The sequence below is a fragment of the Pseudonocardia terrae genome, assembly GCF_021343995.1.
Lineage (GTDB): Bacteria > Actinomycetota > Actinomycetes > Mycobacteriales > Pseudonocardiaceae > Pseudonocardia > Pseudonocardia terrae.
The window spans coordinates 1-18,587 of sequence record NZ_JAJTTE010000087.1 but is presented as its reverse complement, the minus strand read 5'-3'; the positions used below and the strand labels follow the sequence as shown (position 1 = coordinate 18,587).

Below are 18,587 nucleotides of genomic sequence, written 5' to 3'. Positions count from 1 at the left end.
GCGCCGCGTCCGCCTCCCTGGAATTCGGCGGCCAACTCACCGCCCCCACCCTGCGGTTCATCCCACCGTCCTGGATCGACCTGAGCCGCACACCCCGCCGACGACCACCACCCCTCCTCCAGCCAGTGGGGTGACGAAGGCGGTTGCGCGACTGCAGACCACCGTCAGGTACCGCAGTCAGTGATCACCGCTCCGCGAGCTCGCCGTCATCACCACTGCGCACGCCACCATGATCACCGCTGCGGACACTTCCGGGCCGCTCATGGCCGCGATCGGTCACGTCCGGCGATCACCCGGAGGACCTCACTCCGGCGCGGTCCGCTTCCACCACACGACGGCGACCCCGGTCAGGGCGGCGCCCACGCCCACCACCCCGCCCGCGATCTTCGCGGCGTGCCGGGCCTTCTCGGCCAGCCGGGCCCGCAGCGCCTGCAGTCCGGAGTCCAGCCGCTCGAGGCTCTCGCGGAGCTCGACCCGTTCGCGGGCGAGCTCGTCGTCCCGGCCGTCGTCCTTCGCGGCGAGCTGTTCGCGGATCTCCGCGCGCAGCTGCGCCGAGGAGAGCACCGTGCCGTCCACGACCGGCCGCTTGTCGGTGATGACCAGCTCGTGCGTCCTGCCCACCGTGCCTCCTCGTCCCTCGCCCATCATTCAACGCGTCGCGCGAGCGCCCTGCCACGGCCGAACGGAGGGTGTGATCAGCGCCGGTGCCCGTTCCCGCGAGCCCACCGATGCCCGCTCCGCACGCGCCGACGTCCGCCGATTCCCGCGCCGCTGCCCACTCCGCACGCCCACTCAGCCGAACACCCGACCCAGGTACCCGCCCACCCCGGCGACGTCGGCGGCCGGGCCGCGGTGGCCGAGGTGCCCGTCCGGCCGGACGACGAACGCCTCGCCGTCCGCGGCGCGCAGGTGCGCCCGGACCTCACCGGCGCCGTCGCGCAGCACCGGCATCCGCAGAGCCGGGGCCTCGACCTCGGGGGCGAGCACCGCGAGCGCGCGGATCCGGCCGTGCGCGAGCTCGGCGGCGGTGGCAGCGACCTTGTCGAAGACCGCCGTGCCCTCGGCGCTGTCGGCGTACAGCAGCAACGTGTGGCCGGGGCCCGCGAGCTCGGGCAGCAGCCGCACCGGGAACCGCACGACGTCGCGCACCAGCCCGCGGGCGTCCGGCATGCGGTCGCCGGGCTGCGGGGCGTCGACCGGGAGGCCGGGGTCGGCCGGGGACACCGCCGGACTGCCGCGATAGCCGACCAGCAGCTGCGCCTCGCGCCGGACCGACGTCCACGGGTCGTCCCGGTCGATCTGGACGCCACCGCTCGTCGCGGCCCGGACCGTCCGGCCGACGACCTCCTCGCCCACCGGCCGCCGCTCGGCGTCGTAGGTCGCGAGCAGACCCGGCGCGGCGACCCCGTCGACGGCCAGCGCCAGCCGCCAGGCCAGCCCGATGGCGTCCTGGATCCCGGTGTTCATGCCCTGCGCGCCGGTCGGCGGGTGGATGTGCGCGGCGTCGCCGGCGACGAACGCCCGGCCGCGACCGTAGGAGTCGACGATCCGGTGGCTGATCCGGAAGACCGAGGACCACCGCAGCGTCGACGCGGTGCACGGCTCGGGCGCGAGCCGGTCGAGCACCGCCTGGATGTGGTGCAGCTCGGGGCGCCGGCCCGCCTCGAAGCCGTGCGCCACCTCGCCGCTCGCCGGGGTGGCCAGCTCGGGCGGGACCAGCATGGACATCCGGTAGCGGCGGTCGCCCGGCAGCGGAATGGCGACCAGCAGGTCGTCGCCCCGGGTCGCGCGCAGGGCGTAGCCGCGCGGGAGCGACCAGTCGACCTCGACGTCGCCGAGCATGTACTCCTCGACGAACGCCCCGCCCTCGAAGGAGAGACCCAGCCCCTTGCGGACGACGCTGTGCGCCCCGTCGGCCCCCACGAGGTACTTCGCCCGCACGCGCTCGCCGCCGGTCAGCTCGGCGGTCACGCCCTCGTCGTCCTGGGTGAACGACAGCAACTCGACGCCACGGTCGGCCCGCGTCCCGTACCCCGCCAGCGCCTCGGCCAGCAGGCGCTCGGTCTCGTACTGCGGCAGCGCCAGGAAGGCGAAGGGCACGTCCGGTGGCACCTCGAGGTCCATCCGGGCCACCTGCTCGCCGTCGCGGAGCACGATCTGGCCGCGCAGCGGGGTCCCGGCGTCGAGGGCGGCGCGCAGCACCCCGGACGCCTCCCACAGCTCCAGGGTGCGCGGCTGGATGCCGACCGCCTTCGCGTACTGCGGCGGCTCGACGAGCGTGTCGATCACCCGGCAGGCGACGCCGCGGCGGCGCAGCTCGAGCGCCGCCGTCAGGCCGACCGGGCCGGCGCCGACGACCAACACGTCGACGGAGGTCTCTTCGGGCATGGCTCCCCCTTGAGGTGTCACCGGTCACTCGGGGGAGCGGACCCGGACGCTACCGATCAACGCCCCTCTCCGGAAGAACCCGGCGGATCCGCCCGACCGGGTGATCACCGGACGCGTGTCCGGTCGTTGGGCCGAACGAGTGGTTCGGGGGGACCACGGCGGGGGGACGATGATCGAGCTGGAGCACGTGTCGAAGGTCTACGAGACCGGGGACATCGTGCTGCGGGCGCTCGACGACGTGAGCCTGCGGATCGACGACGGGGACCTCGTCGCCATCATGGGGCCCTCCGGGTCCGGCAAGTCGACGATGATGAACATCCTCGGCTGCCTCGACGTCCCGTCCTCGGGCACGTACCGCCTCGACGGCACGGACGTGGGCCGGCTGTCGGACAACCGGCTCGCCGACATCCGCAACCGCAAGATCGGCTTCGTCTTCCAGTCGTTCAACCTGCTGCCGCGGACCTCGGCGATCCGCAACGTCGAGCTGCCGATGGTCTACGCCGGCACCAAGGACCGCCGCACCCGCGCCCGCCGCGCGCTGGCCAGGGTCGGGCTCGCCGAGCGCGCGAACCACCAGCCCAACGAGCTCTCCGGCGGGCAGCAGCAACGCATCGCCGTCGCCCGCGCCCTGGTCACGGACCCGACGATGATCCTGGCCGACGAGCCGACGGGGAACCTCGACACCGCCTCGACGGTCGACGTCATGAACCTCTTCGTGGAGCTCAACGACGCGGGCCGCACAGTCGTGCTGATCACCCACGAGCCCGAGGTCGCCGAGTTCGCCAAGCGCGTGGTCACCCTGCGCGACGGCCACATCGTGGGGGACGAGCGCCGGTGAACCTCCGCGAGGCCGCCCGGATCGCGGCGCGCGGGCTGCGCACGAACAAACTGCGGTCGGTGCTGACCATGCTCGGGATCATCATCGGCGTCGCCGCGGTGATCATCCTGGTGGCGTTCGGCAACGGGCTGCAGCGCTTCGTCGCCGACGCCTTCGGACCGCTGGCCAACCAGATCCAGATCACCAAGACCCAGGGCGCCATCAGCGGCAACCGTGCCGCGCGCGACCTCACCGACGCCGACGTCGACGCCCTCTCCGACAAGGGCCGCGCCCCGGCCATCGGCTCGGTCACCCCGTCCGTCAACGGCAGCGCGCTGCTGCAGGTGGTCGGCGACGGGCAGTACCGGTCGTCGATCCTGGGCACCCAGGCCGACTACCTCGACGTCGCCAACCGCGAGCTCGTGGTCGGCTCCTTCTTCGACGACCAGCAGACCCGCAACAAGGCCAAGGTCGTGGTGCTCGGGCCGAACCCGGTCGCCACGCTCTTCGGTGGGCAGGCCGGGGAGGCGCTCGGCAAGGACGTCCGGGTGGGGCGCACGACCTTCCGGGTGATCGGCGTGCTGAAGGGCAACGGCCAGCAGGACGACGTCGCCGTCATGCCGCTCGGGGCCGCGCGCAGCTACCTGCTCGGCGGGGGCGACGTCGTCGACTCGATCACGGTGCGCGCCGTCTCGACCGACGCGGTGACGCAAGCCGTGCAGCAGGCGTCGGCGATCCTCGACCAGCGGCACGCCATCCGGGATCCCGACGAGCGGGACTTCACCGTGACCGCGCTGCAGAGCCTGCTCGACCAGTCCTCGCAGGTGCTGTCCTTCGTCACGATCTTCGTGGCCGCCGTCGCCGGGATCTCGCTGATCGTCGGCAGCATCGGCGTCGCCAACATCATGCTGGTCACGGTCACCGAGCGCACCCGCGAGATCGGCATCCGCAAGGCCATCGGCGCGCGCCGGCGCGCGATCCTCCAGCAGTTCCTGATCGAGTCGATGATCCTCACCGGGGTCGGCGGCGTGCTGGGCATCCTGCTCGGCATCGGCCTGTCCGTGGCGGCGGGCATCGTGCTGCCCCGGCTCGTCACCGACTTCCCCGTCCCGTCCGTGTCGGTGGGCTCCGTGGTGCTCGCCTTCACCGTCAGCCTGCTCATCGGGCTGGTCGCGGGCGGCTACCCGGCCAACCGCGCGGCCCGGATGCGGCCCATCGACGCCCTCCGGCACCAATGATCCCGACGACCCGGGGAGTGATTCCCACCGTGACCGCACGGACCGCAGCGAAGAGGACCCGGATCCGCGTGCTGCGCGCCGCCGGGCTTGCCGGGCTGCTCGCCCTGGCCACGGCGTGCACCGGGGACACTCCGTCGGCACCGACGGCCGTCGTCGACCGGGGCACGGTGTCGAACGGCGTCTCGGCCTCGGGCAGCCTGGTGTCGATCACCCAGCAGAACCTCGGGTTCGCCGACCGCGGGCAGATCGCCGAGCTGTTCGTGAAGGTGGGCGACGCGGTCCAGGCCGGACAGCCGCTCGCCCGGCTCGACGCCGCCGCCGCCCGCTCCCAGCTCGCCTCCGCCCAGGCCAAGCTGGACCAGCAGCGGGCCTCGCTCGGGAAGCTGACCGGCGGGAACTCGGTCGAGGCGGCGCAGGCGGCGCTCGACTCGGCCCGCAAGATCCTCGACGCCACCCGCGGGCAGGTCGCCGCCACCGACGCGGCCGACGCCTCCGCCGTCGACCGGGCGAAGGTGCAGCTCGACTTCGACAAGAAGCAGCTGGAGCTGGCCGAGCGGCAGCTGCAGAAGGATCGGAAGGCGTGTGCGGCCTCGATGGCTGCTCCGTCGGCGAGTTCGAAGAAGACGCTGCTCGGACTCGGCGGCGCGGAGGGGACCCCGGACTCATCGACCGCGAACAGCGCGGCATCCCCTCCGGCCGCCACACCTCAGCAGGATGCCGCTACCTCTACCGACCCCTCCTGCACGGCCATCCCCACCGACCAGCAAGCCGTACAGACCGCCAAGGGCGCGGTGATCCAGTCCCAGACCGCCCTCGACGCCGCGGAGCACCAGCGCGACACCGACCGCGCGTCCGGACGGGTGAGCGTCGCCAACGCCGAGAGCACCGCCTCCGACGCCCGGAGCCAGCTCGACAGCGCGGGCAACGACGCCCCGGCCGACGTCGACGTTCAGGACGCCGTGGTCCGCGACGCCGAGAACGCCGTCGCCGACGCCCAGCAGGCCGTCGACAACACCGTGCTGCGCGCCCCGGTCGCCGGCACCGTGTCCGCGATCACCGGCGCGGTCGGGGACTTCGTCGCCGCGGCCGGCGGGGCCGCCCCGCTCGCCCCCGGGACCGACGCCCGCATCCCGGCCGCCGTCGGGATGGGCGACGCCGCGGCCACCAGCGACTCCGGCGGCGCCTTCATCACGCTGAACGACCTGCAGACCTTCCAGCTCGTCGTCCCGTTCGAGGAGAGCGACGCGGCGAAGGTGCGGCCGAACCAGCGCGTGGACGTGACCGTGGACGCGGTGCCGGGCCTGACCTCGCCGGGCACCGTGGTCGCCGTGGCACCCACGGCCGACCAGATCTCCGGCGTGGTCAGCTACTACGCGACGATCGTCCTCACCCAGGTCGACCCGCAGCTGAAGGACGGCCAGACCGCGCAGGCCGACGTCCTCACCGAGGTCGCCGACGACGTCCTGCGCGTCCCCGCCGCCGCGGTCCGCCAGGAGAACGGCAGGAGCGTCTCGGTGCCGGGACCCGACGGGCAGCCGGCCACGCGCGAGTTCACCCCCGGCCTGGTCGGCGACAGCTTCACCGAGGTCCGCTCGGGCCTCGACGAGGGTCAGCAGGTGCTCCTGCCGCAGGCCACCGTCGAGGCCTCGGCGAACGGCGGCGGAAACGGCCGCCGCGGCGGCTGACCACCAGCGCGGGGCCCGGCAGCGATCTCGGCGGACGGATCAGCGCATCGCCTTCTCGGTGCCCTTCTGCAGGAGCTGCGGGAGGTCGGTACCGCGCTTCTCCTTGCTGTAGAGGTCGAGCCGGTTGGTCGCCTCGGCGAATCGCAGGAACGTGTCCACGCTGGCCACCACCACGCGGGCGTCGATCGTGAGGATCTCGATGCCCACGAGCGACACGCGGACGAACACGTCGATCACGAGCCCCTTGTCCAGGATCAGCTCGACGACGTCGGCCAGCCCGCTGGAGCCGCCCCCGCCCGAACGCTGGACGTGGCCGCCGCCCGTCGTCGCCACCGTCACCGTGTCCTCCCTCCGTCGACGGCATCAGGTACCCGATCCGGTGACGTCGGACGCGCGGCCGCGGGAAGTTGGGCCGCGCGGGTGATCGCGGTCGGCCGTCGGGGCGAGCGGACCGGGTCGCGCGGTCGGGCGTGAGCCGGCGCTGGGCGGGCACACGGAGGGCATGCAGACTCCCCCCGACTTCCCCCGCACCGCGATCGTCACCGGTTCGGACTCCGGCATCGGCCGGGCCACCGCCGTCGCGCTGGCGAGGGCCGGCTGCGACGTGGGCATCACCTGGCACGAGGACGAGAAGGGCGCCGAGGGCACCGCGGAGGAGGTGCGCGGGCTGGGTCGCCGGGCGGAGGTGCGCCGGCTCGACCTGACCGCGCTGCCCGGCGCCGCCGCCGTCGTCGACGAGCTCGCCGACGCCCTCGGCGGGGTCGACGTGCTGGTCAACGGCTCGGGCACCGGCACCTCCACCCCGCTGCTCGAGCTGGGCTTCGACCAGTGGCGCGAGGTGATCTCCACCGACCTCGACGGCGCCTTCCTCTGCCTCCAGCGCGCCGCCCGGCGGATGGTCGCCGCGGCCCGGGGCGGGCGGATCGTGAACATCACCAGCGTGCACGAGCACGCGCCCCGGGTCGGCGCGGCGCCGTACTGCGCGGCGAAGGGCGGCCTGGGCCTGCTCACGAAGACCGCCGCGATCGAGCTCGCCGAGCACGGGATCACCGTCAACGCGGTGGCGCCCGGGGAGATCGCGACGCCGATGACCGGGCAGGAGGACGAGGACCCCACCACGACCGCCCGGTCCGGCGTCCCGCTCGGCCGGCCCGGGCACGCCCGGGAGATCGCCGACGTGATCGCGTTCCTCGCCTCGCCTGCGGCGTCGTACGTCACGGGTGCCTCGTGGGCGGTCGACGGCGGGATGCTGCAGATGGGCCCGATGGCGGGTTCCCACCTCCCGTCCGACGACTGGCGGCGCGGCTGACCGGTGGACCCGTTCGTCCTCGTGCCCGGCCTCGGCCTGTCCGGTGCGAGCTGGGGCCCGACCCTGCGCGTGCTGGGCGCCGGGGCCGACGTCGTCACCCTGCCCGGTTTCGGCCGGCCGGTCCGCCGGGGCGCCGCGCTGGACCCGCCGGCGCAGGCGGCGCGTGTCCTGGAGGCGGCGGACATCGCGGGCCGGGTCGTGCTGGGGCATTCGGCGAGCTGCCAGGTGGTGGCGGAGGCCGCGGCCCGGGCGTCGTGTCCGCCGTCGGCACTGGTGCTCGTGGGGCCGACGACCGATCCCTCCGGGTGCACCTGGCCGCGGCTCCTGGAGCGCTGGCTGCGCACCGCCGCCCACGAGTGGCCCGCGCAGGCCCCGCTGCTCGTGCGCGACTACCTGCGGACCGGGCCGGTCGGGATGGCCCGGACGCTCGACGTCGTCCGCCGCCACCGGATCGAGCCCGCGCTGGAGGCGATCCGCTGCCCCGGGCTCGTGGTCCGGGGGCGGCACCTCGCACGGACCGGGCCGGGGGGCCGCGCCTTCACGCTGCCCGCGGGCGGCCACATGGTGCCGCTGACCCACCCGGAGCTGCTGGCCCCGGTCGTCGGCCGCCTCCGCTGACCGGCGACCTCAGGCCCCGGCGCTCGCCCTCCGGAACGGGGCGAGCGCCTCCGCATAGGCCCCTTCGACGGCGTCGACCATGGCGTCGAACGAGTGCGCCGCCGCACGCCGACGGGCGCCCTCGCGCAGCCGACGGGCCAGTACCGGGCGGGTGACCACGGCGTGGAGGGCGCGGGCGAGCGACGCTGCGTCCCCGGGCGGGACGAGCAGGCCGTTGCGACCCGAGCGCACCTGCTCGGGGATCCCGCCGATCGCGGCGCCGACCACCGGAACCCCGGCGGCGAACGCCTCCAGCACCACCAGCTGGCCGGCCTCCGAGCGCGAGGTCACCGCCAGCACGTCGAGGCACGGCAGGAGCGCCCGGGCGTCGGGCCGGTAGCCCAGCCAGTGCACCTTGCCGTCGAGCCCGAGCCAATGGCCGAGGGCCCGCAGCTCGGCGGCCGCCGGACCGTCGCCCAGCACGGGGAACACGGCGGTGGGCAGCCGGGGGACCAGCAGGGACGCGGCGCGGAGGAAGACGTCGACACCTTTGTCCGGCTGCAGCCGGCACACCCTGCCGATCACCGGGCGGCCTCGCCAGGCGGGCGGCGCGGCGGCGCTGGAGGGGCCGTCGGTCACGGCCGGGCCCACCACCCGGGTGACCCCGTGGGGCACCAGGCCCTGCGCGTGCAGGGCGGCGGCGATCGGCCGGGAGCCGCTCAGCACGATCTCGGCCCGGCGCAGTGCGACCCGGGCGTGGGTCCGGTCGGAGGGGGTGCGCCAGAGCGCCTCGGTGTGCTCCGTGACGACGAAGGCGGTGCCCGGACCGACGGCCTGTGCGGCGGCCAGCGTGGCGGCGTGCCGGTGCGCGTGCACGACGTCGGGGCGCAGCCGCTCGAGCAGCTCGGCGAGGCCTTCCGCGAACTGGGGGCTCGCCCTGCGCGTCACCCGCTCCGGGGCCACCACGTGCAACCGCACGCCCGCCCGCTCCAGCTCCTGGGCCAGCGGCCCGGACGCGGAGGCGGCGACCTCGACGTGGTGGCCGCGCCGGACGAGCTCCCGCGCCAGGTCGACGACGTGCCGTTCGGCCCCGCCCGGGTCGAGGGAGTCCAGGACCTGCACGACGTCCGCCACGGCCCGCCGCGTATCCCGCGCCCGGCCGGCCAAACGGCCCGGCCGGGCGCGTCACGTGTCGTCAGGCCGGACCACCGAGGTGGTCCTTGATCTCCTTCATCACGGTGTTCGGCCCGTCGACCTGCCGCAGTCCCTTCAGCGTGTCGACCAGATCGTCGGGTGCACCGTTCTGGGTCGCCGCCTGCGCGAGCTGCGCGCCGTCGGCCGGGTAGTCGACGCCCTTGAGGTACTTCTGCACCTCGTTGACCTGGAAGGCCGGGCTCTCGACGTCCTTGTACTGCTTCTCGTCCTTCGCGTCGCCGCCCGGCGTCGAGCCACCGAGCTCACCTTTCAGCTCGGCCATCACCGCGTTGGGCCCGTCGACCTCGCGGAGCCCGCGCAGGTCCTGGACCAACGCGTCGTCGGCGCCGTTCTTCTGGGCCAGCTCGGCGAGCTGGTCGCCGTTCATGGGGTAGTCCGCGCCCTTGAGCGCCTTCTGGACCTCGGTCACCTGGAACGCCATGCCGGGGGCGTACCCGGGGCGTACGGCCTCACGCCCCGCGATCAGGGGCCGTCACGCCTACGGTGGACGCGTGCCCGATCTGCGGTTCTACTTCGACCCGGCGTGCCCGTTCGCGTGGCTGACCAGCAAGTGGGTGCGCACGGTGCAGCGCCGGCGCGCCTACGAGGTCGAGTGGCGGTTCGTCTCCCTGCGCCTGCTCAACGCACACATCGACTACGAGTCCCATTTCCCGGAGGGGTACGAGGCCGGGCACACGGCGGGGCTGCGGCTGCTGCGGCTCGCCGCCCGGGCGCGCGAGGAGCACGGCGTCGACGCGGTCGGCCCGCTGTACGAGGCCCTCGGCCGGCTCCTCTACGAGCGCGCGGAGCAACCGGACGAGGGCGGCTCGCGCACGCGCGCGATCGCCGCCGAGGCGCTCGGCGTGGTCGGGCTGCCGGCCCGCCTGGTCACCGCGCTCGACGCCGAAGAGCTCGACGCCGTCGTCCGCGCGGAGACCGACGAGGCCCTCTCGCTGACCGGCAAGGACGTCGGCACCCCGATCCTGCACTTCGCCCCGCCGGACGGGACCGCCCTGTTCGGCCCGGTGATCAGCAGGCTGCCCTCCGACGACGACGCCGTCGCGCTGTGGGACCACGTCGTGGCGCTCGCCGCCTTCCCCGGGTTCGCCGAGCTCAAGCGCAGCCTGCGCGAGCGCCCGCAGCTGCCGTCGTTCGGGGTCCGGCCCGACGAGGTCGGGCTGGTGGAGGACTGGCACGGCGGCAGCCGACGGCTCAAGCGCTGACGGCTACCGCCGCAGCGCCTCGTACACAGCAGCGGTCACCAGGCCGTACGCCAGGTGCGGGACGAGGTCCCGGACCCACGAGCTCGCCGGCCAGCTCCGCGGGTCCGTCACGCCCAGCGCCGCCATGGGCCCCGTGGAGCCGACGTTGGCCGCCAGTCCCGCGACCGCGCCGCGGACGGGCAGGGGCAGGGACCGCAACGACCGGTGCGCGAACGCGTACGCGACGCCCGTCCCCAGGCCGGCGGCGATGCCGAGCAGCGCCCCGACCCCGGACCGCCGGTTCGCGGCCGCGTCGTCGTCCTGCCCGAGGGACAGCCCGGTCAGGTCCTCGGCCTTCGCGACCGTGTCCTCGTTCGACCGGCTCCCGCTCCTGCGCGAGCTCAAGGCCCTCGCGATCGAGCGCACCCGCACCGGCCCGGGCAGCCGGGTGCTCGACGTCGGGTGCGGGTTCGGGCTGGAGACGTTGCGGCTCGCCCGGCGCGTGCAGCCCGGCGCCGCGGTGACCGGCGTCGACCTCAGCGCGGACTTCGTGGCCGAGGGCCGACGCCGCGTGGCCGCCGAGGGGGTGCAAGCGGCGCTGCTCCGCGCCGACGCGCAGCACCTGCCCTTCGCCGACGCGTCCTTCGACGTCGCCCGGATCGAGCGGGTCCTGATCTACCTCGACGACCCGTGGGCGGCCCTGCGCGAGATGGTCCGGGTGATCCGGCCCGGTGGGACGGTCGCGATCATCGCGCCGGACTTCGACACCAACACGGTCAACGTCCCGGACACCGCACTCGCCCGCGCGGTCCTCGCCCACGAGTCCGACACCGCCGTGGTGCACGGCCTGCTCGTTCGTGACCTGCGCGGACACCTGCTGGACCTGGGCGTGCGCGACGTCGAGATCGCCAGCCGCATGGTCGTGTTCGACCCGGACCTCGCGGCGCAGTACTTCACCGGGATCGGCCGATCGGCCGGGGCAGCCGGGGTGATCGACGAGGAGGCGACCGCGCGGTGGGTCGCGACGATCGCCGAGCTCCGTCGCACCGACCGGCTCTTCGCCGCGATCGGCTACTACCTGTTCACCGGCCGGGTCGGTTGAGGCCCGGCGCCGGTTGCGCCGAGCGTCTCGGAGGTGTCGACCGCGGCGCAGGTGCCTCCGAGCAACTCCGGCCGTCGACAGCGGGCCTGGCCAGTAGCCCCCTGCACCCCTGGATCAGCGGCGGCACCCCTTCACCGAGCGGCAGGCGCTGAGCCTGCTCCGCCGGAGGACTGCGCCGCGTTTCGTAGGGGGACAGTCAGATTCTCGGGCCTGCAGGGTGGGAAATCTTTGCTCAGCGCAACGAAACGCAACGACGACGACGGGGGAAGGGCCATGGGGACGCGAGAGGGCGCACAGGACGGCCGTTCGGCCGTTCGCAGGTCGACGCCAGTCGTGCGGGAGGCGGGCCGGTGACGGCGCAGACGACGTCGGGACTGGGGTTCGTCCGGTACGCGGCGTCGGGGCGCAACCGGTTCGTCACCGGGATCGCACTGCTCGCGGCGCTGGGCGGGTTCCTGTTCGGCTACGACACGGGCATCATCGGCCAGGCCCTGCCGTTCATCCAGGACGAGTTCCATCCCGGTACCCTCGCCTCCTCCTGGATCGTGGCGGCGATCCTCATCGGGGCCATGGTCGGCGCGGGCGTGTCGGGCTACCTCGCCGACCGGATCAGCCGGAAGTGGACGAAGTTCCTGTCCGGTTGCGTCTACACCGTGGCCGCGCTGGCGGCCGCGTTCGCGCGCGACGTCACGTGGCTGATCGTCGCCCGGTTCGTGCTCGGGCTGTCGGTGGGCACGGCGTCGTTCGTCGCCCCGGAGTACATCGCCGAACAAACCCCGCCGAAGATCCGCGGCGGGACGGTCACCTACAACCAGGTGATGGTCACCCTCGGCATCCTCGTCGCCTACATCATCGGCTACGCCCTCGCGGGCGTCGGGGGGAACTGGCGATGGATGCTCGGTCTCGGCGCGATCCCGGGCGCCGCTCTCGCGGTCAGCATGATCTTCGTCCCGCACAGTCCGCGGTGGCTGGCAAGCAAGGGCCGTCTCGACGAGGCACGGCGGGTGCTCGAGCGCACCCGGGCCGACTCCGACATCGACGCGGAGCTGCGCGACATCCGGGAGACGGCCCAGGCGGAGGCGTCCTGGTCGATCCGCGACCTTTTCGGCGCCCGGGTTCGCCCGCTCATGCTCGTCGGCATCGGGCTGGCGCTGTTCCAGCAGTTCGTCGGCATCAACACGGTCATCTACTTCACCTCGACGATCTTGCGCTACACGGGCGCGTCGCTGAACCAGTCGATCCTGCTGGCCGTCTACGTCGGGGTCACCAACCTCGTGGCGACCATCGTCGCCGTCCTGATCCTGGACCGGGTCGGTCGCCGCCGGCTGCTGCTGGCCGGCACCGCGCTGCTCACGGCGAGCCTGTTCGTGCTGGGCGCCTACTTCGCGCTACCCGCGCTCAACCAGGGCGCCTCGTGGGTCGGTCTGGCTTGCGTCATCGCCTACATCGTGGGTTTCGCGGTCGGGCTGGGCCCCGTGTTCTGGCTGATGATCTCCGAGATCTACCCGCTGCACTTCCGCAGCAAGGCGATGGCGGTCGCGACCATCGGAAACTGGGCCGCCAACTTCGTCGTCTCGTACTTCTTCCTGCAGGAGGTCGCGGCGATCGGCCAAGGCCCGACGTTCTGGATCTACGGCGTGATCGGTATCGGGGCGATCGCGTTCTTCTGGTTCAAGGTCCCAGAGACGAAGAACCGCTCCCTCGAGGAGATCGAACGAGAGATCGGCGGTGACCGGCTCGCCGCGGCGGTGACCGGGGACGACCCGTCCGGGCGGAGCCGACAGGGCTGACCCGGCATCGCAACATCAGTATCCGCTCGAAGATCAGGACGTGGTGCCCAGTGACAGTGGACCGACCGGCTCGACGCCGCTCACACTCCCGACCACGGCCACGCCGCCGTGCACCACGAGCCCGGACGATTGCCGCGACGGCCTGCGGCGCGCTGTTGCTGCTCGGACTCAGCGCATGCACGGGCTCGACTGCCCAATCGCCGGCTCCACCGGCCTCGACTCCGTCGGCATCGACGGCTGCGCCGGTGGCCCCGCCCAGCGGGGCGGTCGCGCTGGAGCAGGCCTACACCGCGGTCGTGCCGGCGGTCCTGCCGTCGGTCGTGCAGATCACCACCGACCGCGACCTGGGCTCCGGAGTCGTCTTCGACGACAAGGGCCACATCGTGACCAACGCGCACGTCGTCGGCGACGCCACCACGTTCCAGGTACGGCTGGCCAGCACTCCCACACCGCTGCCGGCCACGTTGGTCGCCGCCTACCGTCCCGACGACCTCGCGGTGATCAAGCTCGACGCGCCGCCGCCCGGGCTGCAGCCCGCCCGCTTCGGCGACTCCACCGCACTCAAGGTCGGCGACATCGTGCTGGCCATGGGAAACCCGCTCGGCCTGACCGGAACGGTCACCGACGGCATCGTCTCCGCCGTCGGGCGCACCGTGTCCGAACCGGCCGGCAGCGGTCGCCCCGGCGCCGTGCTGCCCGACGTCGTGCAGACCAGCGCCGCGATCAATCCCGGCAACAGCGGCGGCGCGCTGGTCAACCTCTCAGGGCAGGTCGTCGGCATCCCGACTCTCGCCGCCCTCTCGCCGTCGGCCAACGGCGCCAACAGCTCCGCCCCCGCTCCCGGACTCGGCTTCGCCATTCCCGCCAACATCGTCACCGACATCGCCGGACAGATCATCGCCCACGGCACAGTCGTCAACTCGCACCGGGCCGCACTCGGTGTCGGTGTCGTCACGGTCGTCGACGGCTCGGGTCAGCCGGGTGGCGCCGGAGTGGTCGAGGTGACCCCTGACGGGCCCGCCGCAGCAGCCGGCATCAACCCGGGCAGCATCATCACCGCGGTGAACAACACGCCCGTGCACAACACCCAGGACCTGAGCACCGTGCTGGCCCAACTCGCTCCCGGTCAACACGTGCCCGTCACTCTGACCAACCCGGGCGGAGGCAAACAGACGGTCGCCGTCACCCTCGGCGAACTGCCCGCCGCAGGCTGAGTCGTCCCTGAATCCGACCGTGTCGCACGGCGCTGCAGAAGGCCGAAATTTCTCTTTTCTCAGTATTGTGGAGAGGGTCGGAATTCGTACCGACGTGAGCGGGCGGCAAAGCCGATGTCGAGCACCTTACAGAAAGGTACCGATACCCGCACCCGAGAGGTCTTCCGGTTTCGGGGAGCCCGCACCGAGGCACGCAATGCCTTGTCAGCAATGGTGCGGGGCAGATGCCCCTCGAGGAGGCGAAGAAGCGATGCAACATCGATATGACCGAGGCACTACGAGCAGCCCGACCGCCGATACGGCCGGGGTGGGGATTCCCGAGCAGCGGACGCCCAGCGACCCGCTGGCCAACCAGTCCTCGGGTGGTGGCCTGGACGGACATTCGGGCAGTGCCGACGGACCGGCGGACCAGAACAGCCGGGAGGCCTGGTTCGAGCGCAGCCGGTTGGTGGTGACCCCGGTGGCGGCGCCGTCGATCCTGGGGCTGTTCGGGTTCGCCGGCGCGACGTTCATGGTGGCCTCACTACTGGCCGGCTGGTGGGGGTCGCCGCTCGTGGCGGCGCCGGTGCTGGCGCCGTTCGTGTTCTTCTTCGGCGGGCTGGCCCAACTGCTGGCCGGGATGTGGGCCTACAAGGCCCGTGACGGGGTGGCGACCGCGATGCACGGCACCTGGGGGGCGTTCTGGCTGGCCTGGGGTGCCCTGGTGTGGGCCGTCTCGGTAGGGGCGCTGCCGGTCACTGCGCTGGTCTCGCAGGCGTTCGGGTTCTGGTTCATCGTGCTGGCGCTGGTGACCCTGTTCGGGGCCCTGGCCTCGCTGGGCGAGAACCTGGGCATGTTCACCGTGCTCGGGCTGCTCACCGCCGGGTCGGTGCTGCTGGCGATCGGGTTCATCGGCGGGTACACCGGCGCAGTCACCGCCGGGGGCTGGGTGCTGGTGGCCTCGGCCGCGGCCGCGTTCTACACCGCCGGCGCGATGATGATGGCCGGGTCGTTCCGCGGCCGCACCATCCTGCCGCTGGGCCGCTACAGCACCGCGGCCAACATCCCCGGCCGACGTGCCATCGCGCCGATCGGCTACCCCGAAGGCCTGCCGGGAGCAAGGGTCGGGCAATGAGGTGGGAGGCATCGTCCGCGGGGCGCGTGGAGCGCGCCCCGCACGGGCTGCCGCTGCTCACCCGCGGCTCGCACCAGGGCCCGGCGAACGGGTCCTGCCTGATGGAGTACGTGTCGGTCCTGGCCGGCACCTCCTTCAGTGACCACCCGCGCTGTACGCATCCGGCCCTGGCCACCGTGGCGCGGATGGTCAACGACCAGATCGGAGACGACGAGCTGCGCAGCCGGCTCGCGCTGCTGGCCCCGGATCTCATCGAGATCGGTCCCGGTGAGCTGCGCACCACCGACGCCGTGGTCGCCTGTTGCCTCAGCGCCGCCACGGCCACCGGCCCGCTCGGGCGGGGCCCGGCCAGACGACTGAACCGCAGCTGGCGGCGCCTGCGCCTGTTGAGCGGTGACGACCCCTGGACCCGAATCTGGACGAAGGTCCGCCAGTTCCTGCACCCCCCGGGGGCCAGTGCCATCTCCGCCATGCGGTTCGCCATCGCCGGGCTCGGCGCGCTCCCGCAGCAGGAGCGGGAGGCCCGACTCTACGAACTGCTCAGCGACGCCATCACAGCCAGCCGCAGCCCGAGCCGCCACAGACCCACCAGGTGCGCACCGATGGCTCCCGGCTCCTGCTGAGCGGTACACCGACAACTGACACACGACGCCCGCCGACCCGGGTCGAGGACCCGGGTCGAGGGCCCGTGTCGAGAGCCCGCATCGGGGGCCCGCGTCGAGGACGAGGCCTCTCGGAAGGCCACGCCGGAAAAGGCGGCAGGAATGTTCGATGACGACACTCGGCATCATTTGACCGAGATCGAGAAGAATTTGATCGCCGACGATCCCGACTGGGCCGCCCAATTCGTGCACCGACCCCTCCGGGCGCGCCGGCGCACGTTCCTGCTGCCGATGCTCGTCATTCTCGCGAGCGCATGCGGCGTGATCGTCGGTGCGGGGCTGCTGTCCGGCGGTCTGATCGCCGTTTCCACGGCCGTCATGGGCACGGGATGGGTCTGGGTCTGGCTGCGACGCCGCGACACCCCGTCCACACCCAGCCGATGAAGCGGCCTGGCGCTCGGACTCAGCCCGCGAACTCCAGCACCGGCAGCCCGCGCACCCCCGGCACCACGGCGAACAGGGCGCCGGCCAGGGGCTCCGCACCCGGCGTCACGCCCTCGGCCGAGGTGGTCACGTAGAGCGTGTCGAGGCCCGGGCCGCCGAACGTGCACGCGGTGACCCGGGAGACGGGCAGCCGGACGCGGGCGTCGAGCCGGCCGTCGGGCGTGAAGCGGAGCACCGCGGAGCCCTCCCAGAGCGCGACCCACACCCCGCCCTCGGCGTCGACCGTCAGCCCGTCCGGGTGGCCGTCGCCGACCTCGGCGAACGGGCGGAGCGACGAAGGCCCGGCGTCGAGGTCGAACACCGCGACGTGCCCGGCCGGGGTGTCGTTGTAGTAGGCGCGGGTGCCGGTGGGGTCCACGCCCAGCCCGTTGGAGACCGTGACGCCGGTGAGGACCGGCGCCACGGTGAGGTCCGGGTCGAGCCGGTAGAGGGTGCCGGCGCCCGGGCGCTCGTCGTAGGCCATCGAGCCGCACCAGAAGGCGCCGTCGGGCATGCAGGCGCCCTCGTTGAACCGGATGCCGGGGTCGCTCCAGACCGGACCGAGGTCGCGTTCGCACCGCAGGTCGTCGTCGAGCAGGAGCAGGGAGCGCTCGCCGGCGAGCACCGTGCCGCCGCCCCGCCGCGGCCGGAACGCGGCCGCCACGACGGCGACGTGCGTGCGCCGGACCTCGTCACCCGCGAGCTCGAGGATGTCGCCGGCGAGCATGTCCACCCACCGGACGCCTGCGTAGGACGGGTGCCAGACCGGCCCCTCGCCGTGGTGGGCCACCGGCCCGGTCACCGGCTCCGCCGTCAGCTCCCGCATCGCAGCCCTCCCTCGGTCCCGTCCGGGGACCGTAGCGGTCAGCCGGCGAGCGCGGCGACGGTGCGGGACGGGCTGGGGCGGCCGAGCTCCTTCGCCAGCCAGACGCTGGTGTCGACCATCTTCCGCAGGTCGACGCCGGTGCGGATGCCCAGACCCTCGAGCTGCCAGAGCAGATCCTCGGTGGCGAGGTTGCCGGTGGCGCTGCCGGCGTACGGGCAGCCGCCGAGGCCACCGGCGCTGGCGTCGACGGTGGTGACTCCGCGGTGCAGGGCGGCGAGGGTGTTGGCCAGGGCTTGGCCGTAGGTGTCGTGGAAGTGCACCGCGACCCGCTCGACCGGCACACCGGCCGCGACGAGGGCGTCGAGCAGGGCCACGACCCGGCCCGGGGTGGCGACGCCGATGGTGTCGCCCAGGCTGAGCTCGGTGCAGCCCAGGGCCATCATCCGGGTCGCGACGTCGACGACCCGCGCGACCGGGACCTCGCCCTCCCACGGGTCGCCGAAGCACATCGAGAGGTACGCGCGCACGGCGAGCCCAGCCTCCCGGGCCCGGCCGACGACCGGCGCGAACATCTCCAGCGACACCGCGACGGTCCGGTTGAGGTTGCGCTTCGCAAAGGTCTCCGTGGCGCTGCCGAACACCGCGATGTCACGAACGCCCAGGTCCAGGGCCCGGTCGAGGCCGCGCTCGTTGGGGACCAGCACCGGGTGGCGGACGCCCTCGGCGGGCGTGAGCGCGCCCAGCAGGGCCTCCGCGTCGGCGAGCTGGGGCACCCACTCGGGGTGCACGAAACTCGTCGTCTCGACGACGGTGTGCCCGGCGTCGACGAGCCGCGCGACGAACTCCGCCTTGACCCCGACGGGCAGCACGGTCGACTCGTTCTGCAGCCCGTCGCGGGGCCCGACCTCGCAGATCGTGACGGCCTCGGGGAGGCCGGCGAGGGGCGTCTCCCCGTACGTCGCGGCGCTCACGCGTTGCGGACGGCGGCGCCATCGCGGAGGTCGAGGCGGCCTCGGGGAGTCCGGC

At 73.5% G+C, this 18,587-nt stretch carries 19 protein-coding genes and 1 pseudogene; 12 read left to right on the top strand and 8 right to left on the bottom strand.

Translation table 11 applies throughout. The annotated features are described in order from the left end of the window. Positions 1-303: 303 nt before the first annotated feature. Positions 304-621: a hypothetical protein gene (locus LWC33_RS32710; RefSeq protein WP_233308576.1), complete on the bottom strand. Its 318-nt coding sequence runs from the start codon at positions 619-621 to the stop codon at positions 304-306. Positions 622-792: 171 nt separating this feature from the next. Beyond that, complete coding sequence (locus LWC33_RS32705) at positions 793-2,388, bottom strand: FAD-dependent monooxygenase (RefSeq protein WP_233308575.1); 1,596 nt, start codon at positions 2,386-2,388, stop codon at positions 793-795. Between the two features lie 169 nt (positions 2,389-2,557). On the opposite strand from LWC33_RS32705, the gene LWC33_RS32700 reads away from it, so the two are divergent. From LWC33_RS32700 to LWC33_RS32690, 3 genes are read left to right on the top strand one after another with little or no spacing between them, the layout of a single operon-like run. Next, positions 2,558-3,226, top strand: a complete 669-nt coding sequence (locus LWC33_RS32700) for an ABC transporter ATP-binding protein (RefSeq protein ID WP_233308574.1) — start codon at positions 2,558-2,560, stop codon at positions 3,224-3,226. Next, positions 3,223-4,443: an ABC transporter permease gene (locus LWC33_RS32695; RefSeq protein WP_233308573.1), complete on the top strand. Its 1,221-nt coding sequence runs from the start codon at positions 3,223-3,225 to the stop codon at positions 4,441-4,443. The genes LWC33_RS32700 and LWC33_RS32695 overlap by 4 nt, the downstream gene beginning before the upstream one ends. Before the next feature lie 29 nt (positions 4,444-4,472). Continuing rightward, a complete protein-coding gene (locus LWC33_RS32690) occupies positions 4,473-6,128 on the top strand; it encodes an HlyD family efflux transporter periplasmic adaptor subunit (protein ID WP_233308572.1) in 1,656 nt (551 codons plus the stop codon). Between the two features lie 66 nt (positions 6,129-6,194). Here the strand turns inward: LWC33_RS32690 and gvpJ are convergent. Further along, a pseudogene (gvpJ, locus tag LWC33_RS32685) lies at positions 6,195-6,467 on the bottom strand (gas vesicle protein GvpJ); the annotation flags it as partial. Between the two features lie 163 nt (positions 6,468-6,630). Between gvpJ and LWC33_RS32680 the strand changes: the two are divergent. Both LWC33_RS32680 and LWC33_RS32675 read left to right on the top strand, forming a co-directional pair. Further along, positions 6,631-7,437: an SDR family oxidoreductase gene (locus tag LWC33_RS32680; RefSeq protein WP_233308571.1), complete on the top strand. Its 807-nt coding sequence runs from the start codon at positions 6,631-6,633 to the stop codon at positions 7,435-7,437. Positions 7,438-7,440: 3 nt separating this feature from the next. Then, entirely contained in the window at positions 7,441-8,055 is a 615-nt protein-coding gene (locus LWC33_RS32675; protein ID WP_233308570.1) for an alpha/beta fold hydrolase, read from the top strand. A gap of 9 nt (positions 8,056-8,064) precedes the next feature. On the opposite strand, the gene LWC33_RS32670 is transcribed toward LWC33_RS32675, so the two are convergent. Both LWC33_RS32670 and LWC33_RS32665 read right to left on the bottom strand, forming a co-directional pair. Then, positions 8,065-9,168 carry a glycosyltransferase family 4 protein gene (locus LWC33_RS32670; RefSeq protein ID WP_233308569.1) on the bottom strand — a complete coding sequence of 368 codons (1,104 nt, stop codon included), beginning with the start codon at positions 9,166-9,168 and terminating at the stop codon, positions 8,065-8,067. Between the two features lie 61 nt (positions 9,169-9,229). Next, the gene (locus tag LWC33_RS32665; RefSeq protein WP_233308568.1) at positions 9,230-9,670 is read right to left on the bottom strand and encodes a DUF2795 domain-containing protein; all 441 of its coding nucleotides are present in this window, start codon (positions 9,668-9,670) and stop codon (positions 9,230-9,232) included. Positions 9,671-9,740: 70 nt separating this feature from the next. On the opposite strand from LWC33_RS32665, the gene LWC33_RS32660 reads away from it, so the two are divergent. Further along, entirely contained in the window at positions 9,741-10,451 is a 711-nt protein-coding gene (locus LWC33_RS32660) for a mycothiol-dependent nitroreductase Rv2466c family protein (RefSeq protein ID WP_233308567.1), read from the top strand. Between the two features lie 3 nt (positions 10,452-10,454). Here the strand turns inward: LWC33_RS32660 and LWC33_RS32655 are convergent, their stop codons facing one another. Further along, positions 10,455-10,835, bottom strand: coding sequence for a hypothetical protein (locus LWC33_RS32655; RefSeq protein ID WP_233308566.1), 381 nt, complete (start codon positions 10,833-10,835; stop codon positions 10,455-10,457). On the opposite strand from LWC33_RS32655, the gene LWC33_RS32650 reads away from it, so the two are divergent. From LWC33_RS32650 to LWC33_RS32625, 6 genes are all read left to right on the top strand, one after another. Then, entirely contained in the window at positions 10,795-11,532 is a 738-nt protein-coding gene (locus tag LWC33_RS32650) for a methyltransferase domain-containing protein (RefSeq protein WP_233308565.1), read from the top strand. The genes LWC33_RS32655 and LWC33_RS32650 overlap by 41 nt on opposite strands. 350 nt (positions 11,533-11,882) lie before the next feature. After that, the gene (locus LWC33_RS32645; RefSeq protein WP_233308564.1) at positions 11,883-13,322 is read left to right on the top strand and encodes a sugar porter family MFS transporter; all 1,440 of its coding nucleotides are present in this window, start codon (positions 11,883-11,885) and stop codon (positions 13,320-13,322) included. Positions 13,323-13,567: 245 nt separating this feature from the next. Further along, entirely contained in the window at positions 13,568-14,536 is a 969-nt protein-coding gene (locus LWC33_RS32640; RefSeq protein WP_233308563.1) for a S1C family serine protease, read from the top strand. Between the two features lie 307 nt (positions 14,537-14,843). Continuing rightward, positions 14,844-15,650, top strand: coding sequence for an acetate uptake transporter family protein (locus tag LWC33_RS32635; RefSeq protein WP_233308562.1), 807 nt, complete (start codon positions 14,844-14,846; stop codon positions 15,648-15,650). After that, on the top strand, positions 15,647-16,273 hold the full coding sequence (locus LWC33_RS32630) for a hypothetical protein (RefSeq protein ID WP_233308561.1): 627 nt from the start codon (positions 15,647-15,649) through the stop codon (positions 16,271-16,273). The genes LWC33_RS32635 and LWC33_RS32630 overlap by 4 nt, the downstream gene beginning before the upstream one ends. A 141-nt stretch (positions 16,274-16,414) precedes the next feature. Next, the gene (locus tag LWC33_RS32625; RefSeq protein ID WP_233308560.1) at positions 16,415-16,696 is read left to right on the top strand and encodes a DUF3040 domain-containing protein; all 282 of its coding nucleotides are present in this window, start codon (positions 16,415-16,417) and stop codon (positions 16,694-16,696) included. 19 nt (positions 16,697-16,715) lie between these two features. Here the strand turns inward: LWC33_RS32625 and LWC33_RS32620 are convergent, their stop codons facing one another. Both LWC33_RS32620 and LWC33_RS32615 read right to left on the bottom strand, forming a co-directional pair. Beyond that, the gene (locus tag LWC33_RS32620) at positions 16,716-17,561 is read right to left on the bottom strand and encodes an SMP-30/gluconolactonase/LRE family protein (protein WP_233308559.1); all 846 of its coding nucleotides are present in this window, start codon (positions 17,559-17,561) and stop codon (positions 16,716-16,718) included. Positions 17,562-17,599: 38 nt separating this feature from the next. Further along, positions 17,600-18,532, bottom strand: coding sequence for a hydroxymethylglutaryl-CoA lyase (locus tag LWC33_RS32615; protein WP_233308558.1), 933 nt, complete (start codon positions 18,530-18,532; stop codon positions 17,600-17,602). Positions 18,533-18,587: the final 55 nt, after the last annotated feature.

What these genes read in the sequence shown, in the direction of transcription:
- LWC33_RS32705 (WP_233308575.1), bottom strand. Translation starts at nt 2,388, where the DNA reads ATGCCCGAAGAGACCTCCGTCGACGTGTTGGTCGTCGGCGCCGGCCCG.
- LWC33_RS32700 (WP_233308574.1), top strand. Translation starts at nt 2,558, where the DNA reads ATGATCGAGCTGGAGCACGTGTCGAAGGTCTACGAGACCGGGGACATC.
- LWC33_RS32680 (WP_233308571.1), top strand. Translation starts at nt 6,631, where the DNA reads ATGCAGACTCCCCCCGACTTCCCCCGCACCGCGATCGTCACCGGTTCG.
- LWC33_RS32665 (WP_233308568.1), bottom strand. Translation starts at nt 9,670, where the DNA reads ATGGCGTTCCAGGTGACCGAGGTCCAGAAGGCGCTCAAGGGCGCGGAC.
- LWC33_RS32630 (WP_233308561.1), top strand. Translation starts at nt 15,647, where the DNA reads ATGAGGTGGGAGGCATCGTCCGCGGGGCGCGTGGAGCGCGCCCCGCAC.
- LWC33_RS32625 (WP_233308560.1), top strand. Translation starts at nt 16,415, where the DNA reads ATGTTCGATGACGACACTCGGCATCATTTGACCGAGATCGAGAAGAAT.
- LWC33_RS32620 (WP_233308559.1), bottom strand. Translation starts at nt 17,561, where the DNA reads ATGCGGGAGCTGACGGCGGAGCCGGTGACCGGGCCGGTGGCCCACCAC.